Annotated in this window: 14 protein-coding genes and 1 riboswitch; of the genes, 10 read left to right on the top strand and 4 right to left on the bottom strand. The window is 74.7% G+C overall.

What is annotated here, in order from left to right; genetic code table 11:
* Nucleotides 1-74: 74 nt before the first annotated feature.
* Together ACFV88_RS09880 and ACFV88_RS09885 are read right to left on the bottom strand one after the other, a co-directional pair.
* Nucleotides 75-1,811, bottom strand: a complete 1,737-nt coding sequence (locus tag ACFV88_RS09880) for an alkaline phosphatase D family protein (RefSeq protein ID WP_385488036.1) — start codon at nucleotides 1,809-1,811, stop codon at nucleotides 75-77.
* 145 nt (nucleotides 1,812-1,956) lie between these two features.
* Entirely contained in the window at nucleotides 1,957-2,664 is a 708-nt protein-coding gene (locus ACFV88_RS09885; protein ID WP_385487958.1) for a DUF1524 domain-containing protein, read from the bottom strand.
* A 672-nt stretch (nucleotides 2,665-3,336) separates the two neighbouring features.
* Here ACFV88_RS09885 and ACFV88_RS09890 point away from each other — a divergent pair.
* On the top strand, nucleotides 3,337-3,918 hold the full coding sequence (locus tag ACFV88_RS09890) for a TMEM165/GDT1 family protein (protein ID WP_385487960.1): 582 nt from the start codon (nucleotides 3,337-3,339) through the stop codon (nucleotides 3,916-3,918).
* Between the two features lie 354 nt (nucleotides 3,919-4,272).
* Nucleotides 4,273-4,959 (top strand): HAD-IA family hydrolase, encoded by a 687-nt coding sequence (locus ACFV88_RS09895; RefSeq protein ID WP_385487963.1) that lies wholly within the window; start codon nucleotides 4,273-4,275, stop codon nucleotides 4,957-4,959.
* A 78-nt stretch (nucleotides 4,960-5,037) separates the two neighbouring features.
* On the opposite strand, the gene ACFV88_RS09900 is transcribed toward ACFV88_RS09895, so the two are convergent.
* Complete coding sequence (locus tag ACFV88_RS09900; RefSeq protein ID WP_385487965.1) at nucleotides 5,038-5,844, bottom strand: peptidoglycan-binding protein; 807 nt, start codon at nucleotides 5,842-5,844, stop codon at nucleotides 5,038-5,040.
* 1,072 nt (nucleotides 5,845-6,916) lie between these two features.
* On the opposite strand from ACFV88_RS09900, the gene ACFV88_RS09905 reads away from it, so the two are divergent.
* From ACFV88_RS09905 to ACFV88_RS09935, 7 genes are all read left to right on the top strand, one after another.
* On the top strand, nucleotides 6,917-9,034 hold the full coding sequence (locus tag ACFV88_RS09905; RefSeq protein WP_385488039.1) for an MDR family MFS transporter: 2,118 nt from the start codon (nucleotides 6,917-6,919) through the stop codon (nucleotides 9,032-9,034).
* A gap of 64 nt (nucleotides 9,035-9,098) precedes the next feature.
* A riboswitch (cobalamin riboswitch) is annotated at nucleotides 9,099-9,170 on the top strand.
* A gap of 140 nt (nucleotides 9,171-9,310) precedes the next feature.
* On the top strand, nucleotides 9,311-10,528 hold the full coding sequence (locus ACFV88_RS09910) for a prenyltransferase/squalene oxidase repeat-containing protein (protein ID WP_385487968.1): 1,218 nt from the start codon (nucleotides 9,311-9,313) through the stop codon (nucleotides 10,526-10,528).
* Nucleotides 10,525-11,223, top strand: coding sequence for an SCO2322 family protein (locus tag ACFV88_RS09915; protein ID WP_385487971.1), 699 nt, complete (start codon nucleotides 10,525-10,527; stop codon nucleotides 11,221-11,223). Before ACFV88_RS09910 ends, ACFV88_RS09915 begins: the two co-directional genes overlap by 4 nt.
* A gap of 3 nt (nucleotides 11,224-11,226) precedes the next feature.
* Nucleotides 11,227-12,432 (top strand): CbiQ family ECF transporter T component, encoded by a 1,206-nt coding sequence (locus ACFV88_RS09920; protein WP_385487974.1) that lies wholly within the window; start codon nucleotides 11,227-11,229, stop codon nucleotides 12,430-12,432.
* Entirely contained in the window at nucleotides 12,429-14,048 is a 1,620-nt protein-coding gene (locus tag ACFV88_RS09925; protein WP_385487977.1) for an ABC transporter ATP-binding protein, read from the top strand. The genes ACFV88_RS09920 and ACFV88_RS09925 overlap by 4 nt, the downstream gene beginning before the upstream one ends.
* Nucleotides 14,045-14,977: an ECF transporter S component gene (locus ACFV88_RS09930; RefSeq protein WP_385487980.1), complete on the top strand. Its 933-nt coding sequence runs from the start codon at nucleotides 14,045-14,047 to the stop codon at nucleotides 14,975-14,977. The genes ACFV88_RS09925 and ACFV88_RS09930 overlap by 4 nt, the downstream gene beginning before the upstream one ends.
* Nucleotides 14,978-15,306: 329 nt before the next feature.
* Nucleotides 15,307-15,771, top strand: coding sequence for a transglycosylase SLT domain-containing protein (locus ACFV88_RS09935; RefSeq protein WP_385487982.1), 465 nt, complete (start codon nucleotides 15,307-15,309; stop codon nucleotides 15,769-15,771).
* A 112-nt stretch (nucleotides 15,772-15,883) separates the two neighbouring features.
* Here ACFV88_RS09935 and ACFV88_RS09940 read toward each other — a convergent pair whose 3' ends face one another.
* A complete protein-coding gene (locus ACFV88_RS09940) occupies nucleotides 15,884-19,240 on the bottom strand; it encodes a S8 family serine peptidase (RefSeq protein WP_385487985.1) in 3,357 nt (1,118 codons plus the stop codon).
* Between the two features lie 628 nt (nucleotides 19,241-19,868).
* Here ACFV88_RS09940 and ACFV88_RS09945 point away from each other — a divergent pair.
* Nucleotides 19,869-21,431, top strand: coding sequence for a hypothetical protein (locus ACFV88_RS09945; protein ID WP_385488041.1), 1,563 nt, complete (start codon nucleotides 19,869-19,871; stop codon nucleotides 21,429-21,431).
* Nucleotides 21,432-21,473: the final 42 nt, after the last annotated feature.

Consider the following 21,473-nt stretch of genomic DNA (forward strand, 5'->3'; position numbering starts at 1 on the left):
TCCCGTGCGATCCCTGAGCGGCGCTGCCCCGGCGGGCCGGGTGAGCGCTGCTGCCCCGGCAGGCCGGATCCGGCTCATCCGCCGGTGGTGCGCCCCGTGTCGGCCGGTGTTCCCGCGGCCGGGGTGAGCATCGTCTCCCACACCTCTTCCAGTCGGGCTCCGCCGTCCGCTTCCGGCCGTGCCCGGTCGAGCCGGAGCCACGACTCCCGTCCGCGCAGGGTCAGGGTCATCAACTGGTTGCCGAACCACGGTCCGCCGCGCTTGGCCCACTTCAGCTCGCGCGCGCCGGTCTGTCCGTGACCCGCCAGGACCCGTCCGAGCGCGGTGGCGAACCGGCTCCAGCCGAAGCGGAAGGCCCAGGCGAGGTGCGCGGGGAAGGAGTTGTGGACGGGGGAGCAGGTCAGCTGGAGTACGCGGGCCGCGGGGTCGGTGCCCAGGGGCCACTCGGTCGGTTCGGCGAGGTACGCGTGGTGGACGTCGCCGGACAGGACGTACACCGCTGCGGGTGCGGACGGGCCCGAGCCCGCTTCGGCGATCAGCGAGGTCAGTTGGGCGAAGGACTCCGGGAAGGCCGCCCAGTGTTCGAGGTCGGCCCGCCGGCGCAGCTGCTCGCCGAAGCGTGCCCAGCGCTCGCCACGGTCGCCCCGGCACAGTGCCGCGTCCCACGCCTCGCCGTCGTGGACCAGCGGCGGCAGCAGCCAGGGCAGGGAGGTGCCGATCAGGAGGTGGTCGTAGCTCCCGGGTGCGTCGTGGGCCTGCTTCCGCAACCAGCGTGCCTCGTCCGGGTCGAGCATCGCGCGCCGGTCCTCGTCCAGCACGCGGGCCGCGCGGGTGTCGACCATCAGCAGCCGGACGCGTCCGAAGTCACGGCGGTAGCTCCAGCGCACCCCCGCCGGTTCGGCGTCGGCCTCGGCGGCGAAGGCCCGGAGCACGTCCGTGCCGTCGGGGGTCGAGCGCACCCGGGCGAAGAGTTCGTCGTCGGCGAGCTCGTCCGGGGGCAGGTTGCCGAGGTGCTGGTACACCCAGTACGACATCAGACCGCTGAGGATCCGCTCGCGCCACCAGGGGGTGGATCTGATCTCGGTGAGCCAGGCGGCGCTGGTGTTCCAGTCGTCGATCACGTCGTGGTCGTCGAAGATCATGCAGGACGGGACGGTGGACAGCAGCCAGCGGACCGCGGGGTCGAGCCACGACTCGTAGTAGAGCCGGGTGTACTCCTCGTAGTCCGCCACCTGGGCGCCCGGGGGTTCGCTGAGGTCGCGACGGGTGGCGAGCCAGCGGCGGGTCGCGGGGGACACCTCGTCGGCGTACACCTGGTCGCCCAACAGCAGCAGTGCGTCGGGGCGATGCCGGTCGGCCCCGGGGTCGAGGGCCAGTCGGGCGGCCAGTGCGTCCAGGGCGTCCGGACCGATCGGGTCCTGTTCCCCGGGGGGCTGCGCGGCCCAGCGACAGGAACCGAAGGCGATCCGCACCGGACTGCTCGGGTCGCCGGTGCCGTCGGCCGCGGGAGCCGCAGGGGTTTTGATCACCGAGGCCGGGAACCGCGTGGCCGACGGGAGGGTGGAGTGCGGTGGGGGCCACACCCGGGTGCCGTTCAGCAGCACCTCGTACTCCGTGGCGGTGCCGGGGGTCAGCCCCCGGACCGTGACCAGTGCGTAGTGGTGTCCCGCGACCTGGAAGGTCGGGGTCGCGCCGGCCGAACCGTCCGCACAGCGCACCTCGGCGGTGCACGGACGGCCCGTCTCGATCCACACGGTCGCCGACGAGTCGTCGACGTACCTCAGCAGTGGCCCCAGGCGTAGCACCGTGATGGTGATCACTCTCCTCTGTCGCCCCGTACGGTACGGAACGCCAGGGGAGGGCCGGCCGGTTCCCGCTGGCGCGGCTGTGGCCGCCGTCCTGCGGGTCCCCCGCTTGGAGCTGCGAGAGGCGTGTTCCCCCAGGTGGGGGAGGGTGTCAGCAGGAGTTGAGGATCCCCTGGAGCGCGGCCTTCTCGGCGGTGTCGACGTCGAGGGCGTAGTGCTTCTTCACCTGCACCCACATCCGCGCGTACAGGCAGTGGTACGACGCGCTGGGCGGCATCCACTCGGCCGGGTCCTTGTCGCCCTTGGCCTGGTTGACGTTGTCGGTGACCGCGATCAGTTGCGGACGGACGAGGTCGTTGGCGAAGCCCTGGCGGGCGCTGTTGGTCCAGCTGTCGGCGCCGGAGCGCCACGCCTCGGACAGCGGGACCACGTGGTCGATGTCGAGGTCGGAGGCGAGGGTCCAGGTGGCGTCGTCGTACTCGGAGAACCAGGTGCCGGACACGGCCGCGCAATTGGCGTCCTGCACCACGTTCGTGCCGTCGCGTTCGAGGACGACCTCACGGGTGTTACAGGTGCCGGAGACGGTGCTCCAGTGCGGGAACTTGCTCCTGCTGTAGCCGGTCGAGGAGCCCTCGGGGGCCTCGTTCAGCTGGGCGAGGTAGACGCGGGCGGTGGCCGCGTTCACCGGGGTGGGCGGCGCGGCCTGGGCGGTCGGGCCGGTGAGGGCGGCGATGGCGGACAGTCCGGTCGTCAGTGCCACGACGGCGCCGAACCGGCGGGTGCGGGTACGGTCGCCGACCGCAGGCGGGGTGGCGGACGGGGTGTCGGTGGGGGACTGGTGCGCGTGGCCACGGGACATGAGGGCTCCCTGATCGTCATGGGGTGGCGGCGCCGGGCGGGCGCGGCCGTGGTGGCGTCCGGGGATTGCCGGAAAGTGAGTGCCGGACAACAGGGTTGCGGCATGGGCACGTCACATCAAGAGGGATAACGGAGGATCATGTTCCGCGTAGAGGTGAAGAGTTGTGAATCCTCCCAGAATGAGCGGGGGTTCCGTGCTCCGTCGTGCGCCGTCCTGCGGTGGGGTGCGCGGGTGGTCCGCGGCCGTGCGAGGGTGCGCCCCCGGGTGCGCCGGACGGGTCGGAGCGGTGCGGCCGGGTTGCGTGGGGCGACCGCGCCCCGGGCGGTTCGGGCGTACGGCGGCCCCCTGTCCGGCGGGTCCGGTTGCGCGGGGATCTCCGCGCCGGTCGGGGGTCGGTCGCGGTGCGGGGTGACGAAGGTCCTTGGGGCGGGCGCGGCGCTCTCGCGTACCATGGGGTCAGCAGAAGGGGAGTAGCTCTTCGCCGGACCGTCGACATACTGCTCAGCTCGTCTGAGCCGGCGCCCGGAGGCGGGGCCCGTGCACCGGGTCCGGCCAGCGAGACCTTCGGCCAGCAGTGCTCATGCGCACACCCGTGCGCGTGTGGAGCGCTGCCGTGCCGAGGGCGTCGTCCGCAGTGACTCTCGGTGGGGCAGCCCGACCGATTGAGGAACCTTGATCAGCATCAGTGTGGTGGCGCTCGTCTTCGGCGTCGTCTTCCTGGCCGAGCTGCCGGACAAGACCGCGCTCGCGGGACTGGTCCTGGGCACGCGGTACCGGGCCTCGTACGTGTTCGCCGGGGTCGCGGCGGCCTTCGCCGTCCACGTCGCGCTCGCCGTCGCCGCGGGAAGCGTGCTCACCCTGCTCCCGGAACGGTTGCTCAGCGCCATCACGGGCGTCCTGTTCCTCGGCGGCGCGGCCGTGCTCGCGTTCAAGAAGAGTGACGGGGACGAGGAGATCCGCCAGCCCGAGGACCAGAGTTTCTGGAAGGTCTCCGGCGCCGGATTCATGCTCATCCTGGTCGCCGAGTTCGGTGACCTCACGCAGATCATGACCGCGAACCTGGCCGCCCGTTACGACGACCCGCTCTCCGTCGGGCTCGGCGCCGTACTGGCGCTGTGGGCCGTGGCCGGGCTCGGGATCGTGGGCGGCAAGGCGCTGATGAAGCGGGTGCCGTTGGCGCTCATCACCCGGATCGCCGCGCTGCTGATGCTGGGCCTCGGCGTCTGGAGCCTGTACGAGGCGGTGGCCGGCTGACGGTGGCATTCACGCCGTTTGTTTTGTACCGTGTTTGAACAAAGTGGTTCCGCTCGCCTTCCCTGACCAGCGGGCGGGGCCACCTTGGTCCGCTGCGCCGCCCGTGCGCCCGCCCGGCCCCGCCGGCGGTCCGGCCCGGGCGGTCATCGTCCGGGCGGTTGCCGTCCGGACCGGCCGGTTGCCGTGCGCGGGCCCGCGCCCCGCGGTCACCGGCCCTCCCGTCCACCGGGTGCGCCTCCCTGAGGGCTCCCGGGGCTCACCGGGCCCCGCCCGCGCCGGTCCCACCCTGGCACGCGGGGTCCTGACCGTTCCGTGCGCCAGCGCGTTCCGTGGCGCCCACCCTCACCCTGGAGCATGCCGATGACGGCCACACCGACGCCGGACACCGCCGTTCTGACCACCCGCGCCCTCCTCCTGGACATGGACGGCACCCTCGTGAACTCCGACGCCGTGGTCGAGCGCTGCTGGCGGCGTTGGGCCGCCCGGTACGGACTCGACCCCGATGCGGTGATGTCGGTCGTGCACGGTCGTCAGGGCTACGCCTCCATGGCCCTGCTGCTGCCCGACCGACCCATGGCCGAGAACTACGCGGAGAACGACCGCATGCTCGCCGAGGAGACCGCCGACCTGGACGGGGTCGTCCCGGTGCCGGGTGCCCCCGCCTTCCTCGCCGCCCTGGCCGCGCTGGCGGTGCCGTACGCGCTCGTGACCTCCGCGACCCGGGAGCTGGCGGCTGCCCGGATGGGGGCGACGGGGCTCGCCCTGCCCCGGGTGAGGGTGACCGCGGAGGACGTGGGGGCCAGCAAGCCCGATCCCGAGGGGTTCCTGAAGGGCGCCGCGGAGCTCGGGGTGCCGGCCGCCGAGTGCGTGGTCTTCGAGGACTCCGCGGCCGGGATCGCCGCGGGGCTGGCCGCGGGCATGCGCGTGGTCGGAGTGGGGCCCCGGGCGGCGGAGCACGGGGCCACCGTCCAGGTCGACGACCTCACCCGGATCCGGGTGGACCGGGCCGCGGACGGGGCGATCCGACTCACCCTGAGCTGAGCTGACGGCACGCACGCACTCACTCACGCACGGCCTGACGGCCCGATGACCTGACCGCGCTGTCAGGCCGTCGGGCCGTCAGTCGTCGTTGCCGCCGCTCCTGCCGCCCTCGCCGCCGCGTCCGTCGCCCCCGCCGGAGGACGAGGTCTCGGACTCCAGGACGCCCCGGGTCAACGGGCCGTACGTGCCGCGCTCCTCGGAGATGCCCCGGGCGATCTGGTAGCGGGTGAGGGCCTGCTCCACCTCGGAGTTGAAGACGCCGTCGCGCGAACCGGTGTAGAGACGCATCTGCCACAGCCGCTGCTGGAGGTCCTGTACCGCCGCGCCCCGGTCGCCCGCGCGCAGGGTGCCGTCGGAGCGGGGCGGTGTCGATTCGGCGGGGCGGGAGGCGGAGTTGGACGGAGCGCTGGAACTGGGGGCGGTGGACTTCTCGCTCGGGCTCTTGGACGGGCTCGTCGTGGCTCCGGGGGCGGCCGGTCCGGTCGAGGTGGACGAGCTCGCCGAGGGGGTCGTCGAAGGCGCCCGGCTCGTCGCCCTGTTCGACGGAGTCGATCCCGCCGAGGTCTTCCCGGTGGGCGGCGCCGCGTTCGGTGCCGAGGTGCCCGGGATGGTGGTGTCGATGTCCGGCAGGGCCTTGTCGTGCCGGGGCTTGTCGTAGCTGAAGACCCCGCCGGCGACCATGCCGATGCCGGCCGCGGCGACCGCCACGGTCGAAGCGGCGATGAGCGCGAGGCGGCGCCGGCGGGCCCGGGGGTCGGGCTCCGGGGGCTCGTGCCGGTCACGCGGTCCCGGACGGTGCCGCCCGGGGCTGCCCGGGCCGTCGGTGGCGAGGGTCGGCCGCGGGCCGACCTCCGCCTCGCCGCGGACACCGTGCGGGAAGCTCATGGTGGGTTGCTCCGGCACGCCGTGGCCGGGTCCCGGGAGCTGACCGGAGGTCGGGGGAGGGGCGGATGCGGGGGCGTGGGGGGCCTGGAAGCCCGCCGCCGGTTGTTCGACCGTCCACCCGACCTCTCCGTCCGCCGGGTGTGGCTGGGGCTGCGGCTGCGCCTGACCGTACGCCTGGCCGTGTCCCTGTCCTTGCCCGTGTCCCTGACCATGCCCCGGCGAGGGAGCCTGTCCTTGCGTGGGCGTCTGCCCCGGCCCGTACCCCTGCCCCCGCCCCTGCGAGGGCGTCTGCCCCGGCCCGTACCCCTGCGGGGCCTGCACCTGCGCCGGGGGTCCGGCCGCGTCGTCGAAGGGCGGCATGGGGCCGGGGAGCGCGTCCGACCGTCCCGCGGCGGGATGTCCGGCCCTCCCCGCGTCCGCGCCCGGCGTGGGGGAGGCCCCGGGCGTGGGCCCCGGGGGCGTGCCGTCGGCGCCCGCCGCCATTCGGGGCAGGGGCTGGGTGGGGGAGTCGGGCGGGGGCGGCCCCGGTCGGGGCTCAGGGCCGGGCGGGGCGCCGGGCCCGAAGGCGTTCGTGGGGGAGTCCGGCTGTCCCTGACCCAGGTAAGGGCGCACCTGGAGGCGGGCGAACTGCCCGGTGTGGTCGGTGAGTTCGGTGTGCTGTTGCGGGTCCGCGGGCCGCGGCGGGCGCGTCGGGTCCGGTGGCCCGGACGGGTGTGTCGGATCGGTGCCCTGCCCGGCTCCCCGAGCCGTCGCACCGGTACGTGCCGCGCATCCGCAGCCGTCGGGTGCCTGCGCACCCTGCGGCATCCCGCACCGTGGACATGTCTGTCGGTTCACCGTCTGGGTCCCCTCCCCTTGGTTGAAGGCGATTATGCAGACAACCGGGCGGCCCCGCAGGCACCGCGCCCCCCGCTCCCGACAGGCCGGACCCGGGTCCACGCACCACGATGGGAGGTGCGGAGAGCACGGATCCGCTCAGGAGGTGTGCATGACACGTGGTGAGCAGGGGCGGGACGGAACCCTCCCGCAGCGGGGTCGGGCCGCCGGTGAGGACGGGCTCGGCGGCTCGGTCATGGTCTCGATCGGAGCGCTGCTCCTCGGCATGCTGCTGGCCGCGCTCGACCAGACCATCGTGTCCACGGCGCTCCCCACGATCGTCAGCAACCTCGGCGGCCTCGACCACCTCTCGTGGGTCGTCACCGCCTACCTCCTGGCGTCGACCGCGGCCACCCCGCTGTGGGGGAAGCTCGGCGACCAGTACGGTCGCAAGAAGCTCTTCCAGACCGCCGTCGTGATCTTCCTGGTGGGCTCGGCGCTGTGCGGGGCCGCCCAGAGCATGCCGCAGCTCATCGGCTTCCGCGCGCTCCAGGGGCTGGGCGGCGGCGGACTGATGGTGCTGTCCATGGCGATCGTCGGGGACCTCGTCCCGCCCCGGGAGCGCGGTCGGTACCAGGGGCTGTTCGGCGCGGTGTTCGGCACCACGAGCGTGCTCGGACCGCTGTTGGGCGGGCTGCTCACCGAACAACTGAGCTGGCGATGGGTGTTCTACGTCAATCTGCCGATCGGTGCGGTCGCCCTGGTCGTGATCGCCTCCGCGCTGCGCATCCCGCACCGGGACGCCCGGCACACCATCGACTACCTCGGCACCTTCCTGATCGCCTCGGTCGCGGCCTGCCTGGTCCTGGTCGCCTCCCTCGGCGGCACCACCTGGGCCTGGGGCTCGGCGCGGATCATCGGCCTGACGGTGCTCGGAGTGCTGCTGGCCGGGGCGTTCGTCCTGGTGGAACGCCGGGCCGCGGAACCCGTGCTGCCGCTGAAGCTGTTCCGGATCCGGACGTTCACGCTCGCGGCGCTGATCAGCTTCGTCGTCGGCTTCGCGATGTTCGGGGCGATGACGTACCTGCCGACGTTCCTCCAGATCGTCCGGGGCGTGTCGCCGACCATGTCGGGCGTGCACATGCTGCCGATGGTCGTCGGGCTGCTGCTCGCCTCCACCGGGTCCGGGCAGATCGTGAGCCGCACCGGCCGCTGGAAGGTCTTCCCCGTCGCGGGCACCGGGATCACCGCCCTGGGCCTCCTGCTGCTGCACCGCCTCGGCCCGGACACCAGCACGGCCGTGACGAGTGCGTACTTCTTCGTGTTCGGGCTGGGCCTCGGACTGGTGATGCAGGTCCTGGTGCTGATCGTGCAGAACGCGGTCGCGTACGAGGACCTGGGCGTCGCCACGTCCGGGGCGACCTTCTTCCGGTCCATCGGGGCGTCCTTCGGGGTGGCCGTCTTCGGGTCCGTCTTCGCGGGGCGCCTCACCGACAAGTTGACCGCCGCGCTGGGCGGGCAGGCGCTGCCGCCCGGGGTGGACGCGGCGTCGCTCGCGGCCGATCCCCGGGGACTCGACCGGCTGTCGCCGGCCGTGCGCCCCGCCGTGCTCGACGCCTTTGCCTCGGCGATCACCGACGTGTTCCTGTACGCGGTGCCGGTGGCCCTCTTCGGATTCGTCCTCGCCTGGTTCCTCCACGAGGACCGGCTGCGCGGCTCGGTGACCGTTCCCGACGGCACCGAGACGCTGGCCAGCAACCCCGTGCAGCGCTCCTCGCACGACGAGTGCGCACGGGCGCTGTCCGTCCTCGGCACCCGCGAGGGGCGACGGCGGATCTACGAGACCATCACCCGCCGAGCCGGGTACGACCTGCTCCCCGCGAGCAGTTGGCTGCTGCTGCGGATGCGCCGGCACGGGGTCGTGGAGCCGTCGATCCTCGCGGAGGGCGGCAACGTGCCCTTCGAGGTGGTCGCCGCGGCGGCCCGGCAGGTGGAGGAGCGGGGGCTCGGCGCACGGGAGGGGTTGGGGCTGACGTTGACCCGGCGGGGCCGCCGGGCCGCCGACGCGTTGGCCGTCGCGCGGGAGGAATCGCTCGCCGAACTGCTCGGGGACTGGTGGGGACCGGACCGGCCGGCCGACCTCACCGCCCTCGTCCGGACCCTGAGCGCGGAGCTGTGCGGGTCCCACGCGGAGCGCCCCAAGGGCCCGCCCCGACCCGGCACGGTCGCGGACCCCGCGCCCGGCGCCGGCACCCCGCCCGGTACCGGCACCTCGCCTTACACCGGCCCGCCCGGTACCGGCCCGCCCGCCGGGCCGTCGACCGACTCATCGACCGGGCCGCCGACCACACCACCGACCGGGCCGCCGCCGTGAGACGCCCGCCGTGGGGAGGGTCGGGCGACCGGTAGCATGGGGGGTCGTCATCACGTCCCCACGGGGGGAAGCCGGTGCGAATCCGGCGCTGACCCGCAACCGTGAGCCGCCCGACCGGGCGCCAGCCGGAGCACCCCGTACGTCGACGTGACCGGCTCACGCCACCGGGAACCGGTGACGGGCACCGTCGAGGAACACGGGGCCGGAGCCGCCCGGAGCCGCCCCAGCGACGCGTGCCCGTGCGCCCGGTCCGCAGCGAAAGGGCACACGCCGACCATGAACATCCGCCGCATCGCCGCGGTCCTCGCCGCCACCGCGGTGCTCGGCACGGTGACCGCCCCCGTCGCCCTCGCCGACCAGGCCGCGGGAACCCCCTCGCCGTCCCCGTCCGCCAAGCTCCCGACCGGCCTGTACGGCACCACCGACCCCACCTACGACGGCGTCTGGCGGCAGTCCCTGGCGATGCTCGCCCAGGACACCGCGGAGGTCGTCCCCGCCGCCGCTGCCGTCGACTGGCTCACCGGCCAGCAGTGCGCGAACGGCGCCTTCGCCGCGTACCGGGCCGCTCCGGACGCCCCGTGCGACGCCAAGACCCCGGTCGACACCAACAGCACCGCCGCCGCCGTCCAGGCACTCGCCGCCCTCGGCGGACAGGACGACGCGACCCGGGACGCCGTGGACTGGCTGACGTCCGTCCAGAACGCGGACGGCGGCTGGGGCTACCTGCCCGGGGCGCCCAGCGACACCAACTCCACCGGCCTCGTCATCGGCGCCCTCACCGCCACCGGTGCCCGCCCCGCACAGGTCCGCTCCGCGGAGGGCACCACCCCGCACGACGCGCTCCTCGCCCTGACCGTGCCCTGCACGGCGGCCGAGGGCGGCGGCGCCTTCGCCTACCAGCCGGACAAGAAGGGCGCGCTGGTCGCCAACGACGACGCCACCGCCGCCGGAGTGCTCGGCGGCCTGGACCGCACCCTCGCCCCGACCGCCGCACCCGATGCCGCTCCGCGCGACTGCGCCAAGCCCCGCACCGCCGAGGAGGCCGCCCGCGACGGCGCCGCCCACCTCGCCGGGGCGCTCAAGGCCGACGGACACCTGGGGAGCAGCCTGCCGGGCGCCGAAGACCAACCCGACCACGGCAACACCGCGGACGCCGTGGTCGCCCTCGCCGCCGCCGGACTCGGTGACCGGGCCGCCCCCGCGGTCACCTGGCTGGAGCGCAACTCCGTCGACTGGGCCAAGCAGACCGGCCCCGCGGCCTGGGCCCAACTGGTGCTCGCCGCCCACGCCACCGGCGCCGACCCGCGCGACTTCGGCGGCACCGACCTGGTCGCCGGGCTGAACGCCACCGGCCCCGAGCCGAGCGCCGCGCGTGACGAGGCCACGGGGAAGGACGGCGATGACGGTCCCGCCGCCGTGTGGATCATCGGTCCCGCGCTCCTGCTCGGGGCGGGCATCGGCTTCCTGGTCAGCCGCCGGAAGCGGCAACAGTGACCGCCGCACCCCCGGCCCCCGCACCCTCCGCCTCCGCCCCCGGCCGGGTGGCGGCCGTGCTGACGGCGCTGCTCACCGCCCTCGCCGTGGCCCTGCTCACCGCCGCGCCCGCGCAGGCCGCCGGATACCGCTACTGGTCCTTCTGGGACCTCACCGACGGCTCCTGGACGTACGCCACCCAGGGGCCGGCGCTCGCCCGCCCCGCCGACGGGGACGTCCAGGGCTTCCGCTTCTCGGTGAGCGAGAACTCCGGCGACGCGGCGAAACCCCGCGGACCCCGTGACTTCGCCGGGATCTGCGGCGCGACCGCCCCGCGTGACGGGACCAAGCGGGTCGCGCTCGTCATCGACCCCGGCACCCCGGCCGACGCCCCCGGGGGCGAGAGCCCGCCGGCGGCCCGCACCGCGTGCGCGCGGGTCGGCACCGACGCGACCAGCGCCGAGGCCCTGGCCGCCGTCGCCAAACCGCTGCGCTACGACAGCAACGCACTGCTCTGCGCCATCGACGGCTACCCCCGCACCGGCTGCGGCGAACAGGTCTCCGCCGACCGGGCGACGACACCCGAGCGCCCCGCCGCGGACGGAGCGGGCGAAGGCGGCGAGGGCGGCGGGCCGTCCGCCGGGGTCTACGTGGGCGCCGCCGCCGTCGCGGCCCTGGGCGCCGCCGCCGTCTGGCGCTCCCGGCGCCGGGGCTGACGCATGTCCGAGCGCCCGTCCCCTTCCCGGTCGGCCACCGCGCCGCGGGCGACCCGTCTCGCGGCGCCCGCCGCGGACCGGTCGGGCGCGCTGCACCCGGGTGCCTGGTGGGTGTGGGCCCTGGGCCTCGGGGTCGCGGCGTCCCGCACCACCAACCCCCTGCTGCTGGGGCTGCTCGTCGCGGTCGCCGGATACGTCGTGGCGGCCCGCCGCACCGAAGCGCCGTGGGCGCGGTCGTACGGCGCGTTCGTGAAGATCGCGCTCGCGGTCCTCGGCATCCGGCTGGTGTTCGCCGTGCTGCTCGGATCGCCGATCCCCGGGACGCACGTCCTGGTCACCCTGCCGGAGCTGCCGCTGCCCGCATGGGCCGAGGGCGTGCGGATCGGCGGGCGGGTCACCCTCGAAGGACTGGTCTTCGCCCTCTACGACGGGCTGAAGCTCGCCGCCCTCCTCATCTGCGTGGGCGCCGCGAACGCCCTGGCCAACCCGTCCCGGCTGCTGAAGTCGCTGCCGGGCGCGCTGTACGAGGCCGGGGTCGCCGTCGTCGTCGCGATGACGTTCGCCCCGAACCTGATCGCCGACGTACGGAGGCTGCGGGCCGCGCGGCGGCTGCGGGGCCGCCCGGACCGCGGACCGCGCGGGCTGCTCCAGGTCGCGCTGCCGGTCCTGGAGGGCGCCTTGGAACGGTCCGTCGCCCTCGCCGCGGCGATGGACGCGCGCGGCTACGGGCGCACCGCCTTCGTCCCGGCCCCGGTGCGCCGCCTGACCGCCGCGCTCACCCTGGGCGGACTGCTCGGGGTGTGCGCCGGAACGTACGGGCTGCTCGGCGCGGACGGCGCCGGGTACGCCCTGCCGCTGCTGCTCCTCGGGCTGTGCACCGCGCTCGGCGGACTGTGGCTCGGCGGCCGTCGCTCGGTGCGCACCCGCTACCGCCCGGACGGTTGGGGGCCGCGGGCCTGGCTGGTCGCCGGGTCGGGGGTGGGCGCGGCTGCGGTGCTGATCGGCTGGGGGACGTTCGGCGGGGCCGCTGCCGAGGTGCTGCGGCCGGGGGTGGTGCCGCTGACGGCTCCCGAGCTGCCGCTGTGGCCGGCCGCGGCGATCCTGCTCGGGCTGCTGCCCGCCTTCGTCGCACCGGCGCCGCCGAAGCGCACGCAACGCCCACGCCCCACGGGGTCACCGGGGCCACAGGAGGAGGCGAGGGGTTCGTGATCCGTTTCGAGAACGTGTCCGTGCGGTACGACGGCGCCGGGCGGGACGCGCTCGCGGGCGCCGACTTCGCGGTGCCCGAAGGCGAACTCGTCCTGCTCGTCGGACCGTCCGGGGCGGGCAAGTCCACCCTGCTCGGCGCCGTCAGCGGACTCGTACCGCACTTCACGGGCGGCACCCTGCGCGGTCGGGTCACCGTGGCCGGCCGGGACACCCGCACCCACAAGCCGCGTGAACTCGCCGATGTGGTGGGCACCGTCGGTCAGGACCCGCTCGCGCACTTCGTGACCGACACCGTCGAGGACGAACTCGCCTACGGCATGGAGTCCTTGGGCATCGCCCCGGACGTGATGCGCCGCCGGGTCGAGGAGACCCTCGACCTGCTGGGCCTCGCCGAACTGCGGGACCGGCCGATCGCCACCCTGTCCGGCGGCCAGCGCCAGCGGGTGGCCATCGGCTCGGTCCTCACCCCGCACCCCCGGGTCCTGGTCCTCGACGAGCCGACCTCGGCGCTCGACCCGGCCGCCGCGGAGGAGGTGCTCGCCGTCCTCCAGCGGCTGGTGCACGACCTCGGGACCACCGTCCTGATGGCCGAACACCGACTCGAACGCGTGGTGCAGTACGCCGACCAGGTGCTGTTGCTGCCCGGCCCCGGCTCCGCCCCCGACGCCCGTCCGGTGCTGGGCCCGCCGGCCGAGGTCATGGCCCACTCGCCCGTCCACCCGCCGGTCGTCGCCCTCGGGCGGCTCGCCGGCTGGTCACCGCTGCCGCTGAGCGTCCGGGACGCACGGCGCCGGGCCGCGCCGCTGCGGGACCGGCTCGCCGACGCGCCCCCGCCCGCACCGCCCGCGGCCCCGGTGGCCGCCGCGCCGGTCGCCGAGGTCGTGGGACTGCGCGTGCGACGGGGCCCGGTCGAGGCGCTGCGCGGGGTCCACCTCACCCTCGGGGCGGGGGAGACCGTCGCCCTGATGGGCCGCAACGGCGCCGGGAAGTCCACCCTGCTGTCCGCGCTCGTCGGCCTGGTGGAGCCGACCCGGGGCACCGTCCGGGTCGGGGGCGCCGCGCCGCACCGCACCCGACCGCGTGACCTGGTCCGCCGGGTGGGACTCGTTCCCCAGGAACCCCGCGACCTGCTGTACGCCGACAGGGTGGCCGCGGAGTGCGCCGCCGCCGACGGGGACGCCCAGGCCCCGCCCGGCACCTGTCGGGCGCTGGTGTCCGAGCTGCTGCCCTCGATCACCGACGACACCCATCCGCGTGACCTCTCCGAAGGGCAGCGGCTCGTCCTCGCGCTCGCCGTCGTCCTGGCCGCGCGACCGCCGCTGCTGCTCCTCGACGAACCCACCCGGGGCCTCGACTACGCGGCCAAGGCCCGGCTGGTCGGGGTGTTGCGGGGGCTCGCCGCCGACGGCCACACCATCGTGCTGGCCACCCATGACGTGGAGCTGGCCGCGGAACTCGCACACCGGGTGCTGATCCTCGCGGAGGGCGAGGTCGTCGCGGACGGCCCGGCCGCCGAGGTGGTCCTCGCCTCCCCGTCCTTCGCCCCGCAGGTCGCCAAGGTCCTGGGGAGCGGGCCGTGGCTGACCGTGACCCAGGTGCGGGAGGCCCTGCGGTGAACCGTCCGGACGGTACGACGAGGGCGGTGCGGTTGGGGCCCCGGTCCGCCGCGGCGCTGCTGCTGGTCGGCGCGGTCGGGGTGGCCGGCTTCGGCTGGCCGTTCCTGGCGGCTCCCGCCTCCTCGGTGAACGCCCACGCCCAGGACGCGCCCTGGCTCTTCGCCGCGCTGCTGGTGCTGCTGATCGGGGTGGTCGCGGCGACGATCTCCGAGTCCGGGCTGGGCGCGAAGGCGGTGGCGATGCTCGGCGTGCTGGCCGCGACGGGCGCCGCACTGCGACCCCTCGGCGCGGGGACCGCCGGACTGGAGCCCATGTTCTTCCTGATGGTGCTGAGCGGGCGGGTGCTCGGGCCCGGCTTCGGCTTCGTGCTGGGCTCGGTCACGATGTTCGCCTCGGCGCTGCTGACCGGCGGAGTCGGCCCGTGGCTGCCCTTCCAGATGCTGGCCATGGGCTGGTTCACCCTGGGCGCCGGACTGCTGCCCGGGTCCGAGCGGCTGCGCGGTGCGGGGGAGCGGCTGCTGCTGGCCGGGTACGGCTTCCTCGCGGCGTTCGCGTACGGCACGGTGATGAACCTCGCCGGCTGGCCGTTCATGGGGGAGCTGACCTCGTCCGTCGCCTTCCAGCCGGGGGAGCCGGTCCCGGAGAACCTCGTCCGGTTCCTCGCCTACTGCCTGGCCACCTCGCTGGGGTGGGACCTCGGACGGGCGGTGCTCACCGCCGTGCTCACGCTGGCGCTGGGCGGCACGGTCCTGAAGGCGCTGCGGCGCGCGACCCGGCGGGCCGCGTTCGACGCCCGCCCCGCGTTCACCGAGGGGTCCGCCTCCACGGACGGGCCCGCGTCCACCGAAGGGCCCGCGCGCGACCCGGTTCCTGCGACGCCGGTCACATCCACCGGCCCCACCGAGTACGGACCCGACCGCGGTCCGTGAGCGGGGCGGGGGGCGACCGGTGAGGCGCGCCACAGGGCTTCGGCCCTCCACTAGGCGGGGTCGTAGCCGGATCGCCTTGACGTGTTCGCGTCGTCAGGGGGTCTGACCTGCGGTTTGAGAGCCACGTCACACCAGGGGTCGGTCCAGCACATGCGACTCCCACTAGTAAAAGGGGTGATTGCGGGACGTTCCCGAACCTGTTTCTCTGGACCGAGTCGCAAGGCGCCACGAGCCCACCCGGGCCGCGGCGCCCTCGCATTCCTCACCCCGGCACAGCCGTGGGGACGGAACGCGGGTGACCGTCCTTGTCCCCGGCCGAAAGGTCCACCGTGTCCGTCTCGTTCGCCTCCTCCGCTTCCCTGCTCCGCCGTGTCGCGTCCCCGAAGAAGGCCCTGACCGGTGTCGCCGTCGCCGCCGCCACGACCGGAATGCTGCTCGCCGCGGCCCCGGCCCAGGCCGCCACCGCACCGCAGGCAGCCCCGGTGACCGCCAAGGCGGCCCAGGCGACGTCGGCCAAGGCGATCGCGAAGAAGCTGATCGCGAACGACACGCAGTACGCCGCCTTCGAGAAGATCGTCACCCGTGAGTCCAACTGGGACGTCACGGCGCAGAACTCCTCCTCCGGCGCCTACGGCCTGGTCCAGGCCCTGCCCGGCTCCAAGATGTCGACCCACGGTTCGGACTGGCGCACCAACGCCGAGACCCAGATCAAGTGGGGCATCGACTACATGGAGGACCGCTACGGCAGCCCCGTCGGCGCCTGGGACTTCTGGAAGGCCAACAGCTGGTACTGAGCGGCCCCCGCTCGACCTCTGCACGACCCCTCACCGGGGCAACGGAACGGCGACACCCGACAGGGTGCCGCCGTTCCGTCGTTCCCGGTCCCGTTCCCGCCAGACCCCCGGGTCAGCGACCCCGGTACGCGTCGTGGACGGTCACCGTCGAGACGTTGCCGTCCCGGTCGACGAGCCGGGCCCGCAGCGAGACGTCCCGGCCCGCCGCCGGGTTCCGCACGCTCACCTTCCCGTTCCGCACGTCCTGCTCGTCCCAGCTGGCGCCCCCGTCGTACGAGGCCTGCACGGTGAGGGAGCGCACCGCGGTGCCCGCTGCCGTGCCCTCCACCCGGACCGGGAACACCTGGACGCGGCCCGCGGGGACCGTCCCGTCGGGTGCCACCGAGGCGTCGAACCACGCCACCGACGCGGGCAGCCGCGTCGCACCGGCCGGCCCGGCGGCCGAACGGAAGGTCCAGCTCGCATCCACCCGGGACGCGTTCGTGGCCACCGTCGCGGCCCGGGTCACCGAGGTGCTCAGCCGGTACTCGGCCTCGTCCGCGGGCACCCGGAACGACTTCCAGCCGAACAGCGCGTCGTCGTTCTCCCCGACGAGCACGTCCCCCCGGTGCAGGGTCGTGCGGACCGAGGCGAGGTCCGACCGGCCCAGGTTCCGTCGGGCGTCCGAGAACAGCGGCACCATGCCGTAGACCTCGTTCCCCTCGCGGTACAACCCGAAGTGGTCGCCGAGCCGCGGGCCGAGCACCCCGGTGTTGAACGCCTTGCGGTACGTCCGCCCGGGGAGGTAGGTCTCCGCCGCGGGCAGGCTCTGCCACACCTCCGGGACCGGCCCCCACTCGTCCACGACGCCGCTGTTCTGCCGGTACTCCATGTCCCAGGAGACCGCGGGCGTTGCGGACACGTGCACCGTGCGCACGCCGGGCACCGGTTGTGGGACGCGGACGGTCGGGGTCTTGGTGCCCCCCTGCACGAGGGGCCACAGGAACAGGGCGCCCTGCTTGCCGGCGACCGACGCGCCGAGCTTGGCCCGCAGCGTCGCCAGCTCCGAGGGCCGGTACTGCTTGGCGTAACCGGTGGCGTAGGCGTTCACCGGGGTGCGGTGCACGGTGTTGTACTCCTCGCCGCGCCCGGTCACCCACTGCCCGCCCCACTGCTGGGACAACCACCCGTCGGGCACCTGCTCGCCCAGGTGCGCGGTGCGCAGGACGCGGTAGGAGGGCAGCGCCCACACGAAGTTCCGCACGACCTGCCCGGAGTCCACCCGCAAGGACGGGCTGGCGTTCACCGGCGCGGCCCCGGCGTCGGGGACGGTGATGTCCACCGGCCGGGCGGTGCGGGCATCGACGGTGACCTTGGTGTCCCCGGTGAGCCGCAGCCTCGGCTGGACGATCAGGTCCATCCCCTTCGACACGTCGTTCAGGGCCACGTACACCGGATTCACGAGACTGTAGTCAGCGGCCGGGACCCGGAGCCGGACGGTGCCCGACGGGTCGTGCGGCCGGTACTGCTGCCCCTTGGCGGGGCCGCTGAGCGCGTTGAGGGTGGTGGCGTGCTCCCGGGTCGGCAGGCCGTCGCGTCCGAGGGTCTCGATCGTCAGGTCGTACGACTCGACCTCCCGGTGCACCGTGGCGACGCTGCGCACGCTCTGCCCGCCGCCGGTGGCGACGACCTCCGCGGTGTAGTGCCCGTCGACGTCGCCGCCGAGCCGGGTGTCCGCGGCCAGCCCGACCGAGACGCTACCGCCCGCCGGCACCGTGACCCGGGGCGACCCGAGCGCGAAGAAGCCCTGCGGAGCGGGCCGCCCTTGCTGGTCTTCGCCCGTCACGCTCAGGTCCAGGACGACGTCCCGGGACCCGGTGTTGCGATACGTGATCTCCTTGGTGCGCGGGACGTCGTCGTGGTGCGGCCACTGTGCCGTTCCGAAGCCCAGGGAGACCGGGTCGGTGAAAACGGTCTGCGTCAGCGCCCGGTCGACCTGGAGCCGACCCGTGCCCTGGACGAGGGTCGGATCGCCGGTGTCCTTCGCGGAGGCGATCAGGGCGCCCTTCAACTCCCGCTGGGTCCAGTTCCGGTGACGCTGCTTCAGTAGGGCCGCCGCGCCCGCGACGTGCGGCGCCGCCATGGACGTGCCGCTCATGGCGGTGTACCCGCTCGGGTCCGCCCCGCCGTTCGTCAGGGAACTGGCCGCGGCCTTGATGTCGACGCCCGGCGCGGTGAGTTCCGGCTTGACGAGCTCGGTGCCGACGCCGGGGCCACTGCCGGAGAAGTCCGCGACCTTGTCGGCGGCGTCGACCGCACCCACCGCCAGTGCCTCCTCGGCGGTGGCCGGCGAACCCAGCCAACCGCGGCCCGCGTTCCCGGCCGCGACGGCGAACAGCACGCCCTTGGTCCGCGCCAGTGTGTTGACCTGGACTTCCATCACGTCCAGTTCGGGGGTGTCGTCGGCGCTCAGGCTCAGGTTCACGATGTCCGCGCCCTGCGCCGCGGCCCAGTCCATGCCGGCGGCCACCCAGGACAGCAGGCCGCTCCCGCCGTCGTCCAGCACCTTCCCGTTGAGCACCGACGCCCCGGGGGCCACCCCCTTGTGGGTGCCGCCGGACCGGGCTCCGCTGCCCGCCGCCGTCGAGGCCACATGGGTGCCGTGGCCGTGGCGGTCCTTGGTGTCGGGCGTGTCCGTGAGGTTGTGCTCCGCGACGACCCGCCCCGCGAGGTCCGGGTGGGTGGCGTCCACTCCGGTGTCCAGCACGGCGATCTTCACCCCGGTGCCGTCGTACCCGGACTGCCAGGCGGCGGGTGCCCCGACCCGGGGGACGCTCTTGTCCAGGCTCGCCTTGGTGACCGCGTCCAGCCAGACCCGGTCGATGCCCGGAGCGGCGGCCCGGCCACCGGAGCCCCGGGGGTCGGTGAGGGCGTTCCACAGGTCCGCAGCGCCGTCCCGGGAGACGGTCAGGGCGTCGGCCCCCAGGGTGGCCAGGCTCCGGGCGAGCCGGGTGCCGTCGGCGGCCCGCACCTGTGAGCGGGCGGCGTCCCGGGAGCGGGCCCCGTCCCCGTACCGGACGATCACCTTCAGCCCGGTGCCGTGCGCGCTGCGGTAGGCCGCCTTCGCGCGTTCCGTGATGTCGAACAGTCGCCGGTCGAGACTGCCGCTGTCGATCAGCCGACGCGCATCGGCCGGGATGACGTACGTGTGGCCGTCCCGTTCGTGGCTCTCGAAGGCGATGCGCTCACGGCCCTCGCCCCGCTCCACCGAGACGAGCGCGCCCTTCTCGTCCACCACGGCCCGGTCCCCGGTGAGGAGCGGGACGGTCCGCAGTGGCCCGGCGTCTGACGCTTTCGGCCCCTTCGCCGAGCGGTGGGTCGGTTCGGCGCCGGGCGGCGCCGACACCGGGGTGGTCAGACCGGCCGTCAGGCCCGCGACGGTCGCCAGCGCGGTCACGAAGATCCGCGCTCTGGTACGTGGAATCTGCATGTCTCCCCCCAGAGGGACAGAGTCGAAGAGGACGATTCGACCAGCCGCCCGCCCGCTGGGGACCCGGCTCCGCCGCACCCGGCGCGATCGCGCCAGCCGGGTGACGGGCCCTCCCCGGGGAGCGGGGAGGTGACTCCCGTCACCTCGTGGAGCCCGGGGGCCGTCGCCCCTGGTGGACCGGTCGGGCGGGCGCCGTCCGGAACGGGGCGCGCCGCCGGTCGGCCCGGCCCCCGGCTCCGGCCGCCCCGGTCAGCGGTGCGGACACCGCGTCCGTCGAGGGGCGGGCGCACCGCAGCCGTGGGTCCGCTGGATGCCGCACCCCGGGCCGGGCCCCACCGGCGGGCCGGAATCCAGGGGCAGTGAACGTTTCCCCGGCGCGGCGCGTCTAGGCTGACGTACTCGTCTGTCCGCCGCCCTCCGGGCTCCAGCAGAAACGGTCATCGTGGTTCCCGAGCCGCCAGCCCTCACTACGCCCCGTACGGACTCGGCGCCGGAGCTCCCGTCACAGCAGGCGCGTGCCGGAGCCCTCCGGTCACAGACGCTGGCACCTCCCGGAGTCCCCGCGGCCCGCCCGGCCCCGGGGCAGGAGGGCACCGGACCCGGGGCCACGGGCGCCGCACCGCACCGCCTGGTGGCCTTCGCCTGCCGCTACCGGGTACCGCTGCTCGTCACGGTCCCCACGCTGCCGCTGTACGCGCTGTGGTGGGCGTTCCTCGCGACCGGCGCCGGTGACCTCGCCGCGCAGGTGGCGTGGACCCGGTTCGCCACCGAGAACCCGGGCTCGCCGTACAACCTCTTCTGGTACGGCGGCATGCACGTGCCGAACTACAGCCTGCTGTCCCCTTACCTCATGGCGGCCGTCGGCGTGCCGGCGGTGACCGTCGCCTCCGGCATCGTGTCCACCTGGTTCGCTGCCCTGCTCGTCGAGCGGACCGGAGTCCGTCGCCCCCTGGGCCCCGCGGTCCTGTTGTCGATCGCCCTGTGGTGTGACGTCGCCTCCGGTCGCACCACCTTCGCGCTCGGCCTCGCCTTCGGGTTCGCCGCCCTGGTCGTCCTCACCGGCCCCCGCCCCGCGCTGGTCCGGGCCGCGGTGCTGGCGCTGCTGTCCACCATGGCCAGTCCGGTGTCCGGGCTGTTCCTCGTCGTCGCCGGCGGTGCGTGGTTCCTGGTGCGGCGCTGGGGCCCGGCCCTGGTCCTGTTGCTGCCCCCGGCGGCGGTCGTCGGCCTGACCACCCTGCTCTTCCCGTTCAAGGGCGAACAGCCGATGTCCGCGGGCCGCATCCTGGAGCCCGCCGGGTTCGCGCTGGCGGTGGCCGTCGCCGCGCCCAAGAGCTGGCGCGTCGTCCGACTGGGCGCCCTCATCTACGCCGTGGGCGTCGTCCTCAGCCATCTCATCTCCTCGCCGATCGGCACCAACGTGGAGCGCCTGGCCCTGCTGGCGGCGCCCGCGGTGCTGCTCGCCGCGCTGCTGGTGCCCGAGGCGGACCGGCTGCGCCGGGCGGTGCTCGCGGTGGCGCTGGTGCTGTCCTCGGTGTGGCTGACCCACAAGACCGTGGACGACCTGATCGTGTCCACCAAGGTGCCGGCCTGGGCGAAGAACACCGAGGACGTCATCGCCGAGCTGGAACGGCTCGGCGCGGACCGGACGCGGATCGAGGTCGTGCCCGCCCGCAACCACCGCGAGGCCAGCGCCTTCGCCCCGCACATGAACCTCGCCCGGGGCTGGAACCGGCAGCTCGACGTCGAGCGCGGCCGGCTCTTCTACGACGGCTCGTTCTCCGAGGCCACCTACCGCGACTGGCTCGACCGGTGGGCCGTCGGGTTCGTGGTGCTGCACGACGGGAAGCCGGACGGCCCCGCGCAGGCCGAGGCCGCGCTGGTCCGCTCGGAGCCCCAGTGGCTGGAACCGGTGTGGCGGGACGCGCACTGGCGCGTCTACCGGGTGCGGGACGCCGTGCCGCTGGCCTCCGCGCCGGGCACCGTCCTGGACTCCAGCAGCACGGACGTCACCGTCCGGATGGGCAGCGCCGGGTCCTCCACGGTGCGGATCGCCCACTCGCCGTGGCTGCGGGTCGAGGGCGCCTGTCTGGAGCAGCACGGCGAGTACACCCGCCTCGTCGCCCCCGAGGCCGGCACGTACCGCATCGAGTCGTCCTGGGGGTCCCGCCCGAGCAGCGGGGCCTGCCCCTGACCGTCGGTCGGGAACGCGGGAGGGGGGCGCGGCGTCACACGC

This window comes from Streptomyces sp. NPDC059816 (genome assembly GCF_042732055.1).
In the GTDB taxonomy this organism is placed as follows: domain Bacteria; phylum Actinomycetota; class Actinomycetes; order Streptomycetales; family Streptomycetaceae; genus Streptomyces.

Bases quoted from the DNA above. Each gene is read 5' to 3' on its own strand.
- ACFV88_RS09885 (WP_385487958.1), bottom strand. From the start codon at position 2,664: ATGTCCCGTGGCCACGCGCACCAGTCCCCCACCGACACCCCGTCCGCC.
- ACFV88_RS09895 (WP_385487963.1), top strand. From the start codon at position 4,273: ATGCCGATGACGGCCACACCGACGCCGGACACCGCCGTTCTGACCACC.
- ACFV88_RS09900 (WP_385487965.1), bottom strand. From the start codon at position 5,844: ATGAGCTTCCCGCACGGTGTCCGCGGCGAGGCGGAGGTCGGCCCGCGG.
- ACFV88_RS09905 (WP_385488039.1), top strand. From the start codon at position 6,917: ATGGTCTCGATCGGAGCGCTGCTCCTCGGCATGCTGCTGGCCGCGCTC.
- ACFV88_RS09910 (WP_385487968.1), top strand. From the start codon at position 9,311: ATGAACATCCGCCGCATCGCCGCGGTCCTCGCCGCCACCGCGGTGCTC.
- ACFV88_RS09920 (WP_385487974.1), top strand. From the start codon at position 11,227: ATGTCCGAGCGCCCGTCCCCTTCCCGGTCGGCCACCGCGCCGCGGGCG.
- ACFV88_RS09940 (WP_385487985.1), bottom strand. From the start codon at position 19,240: ATGCAGATTCCACGTACCAGAGCGCGGATCTTCGTGACCGCGCTGGCG.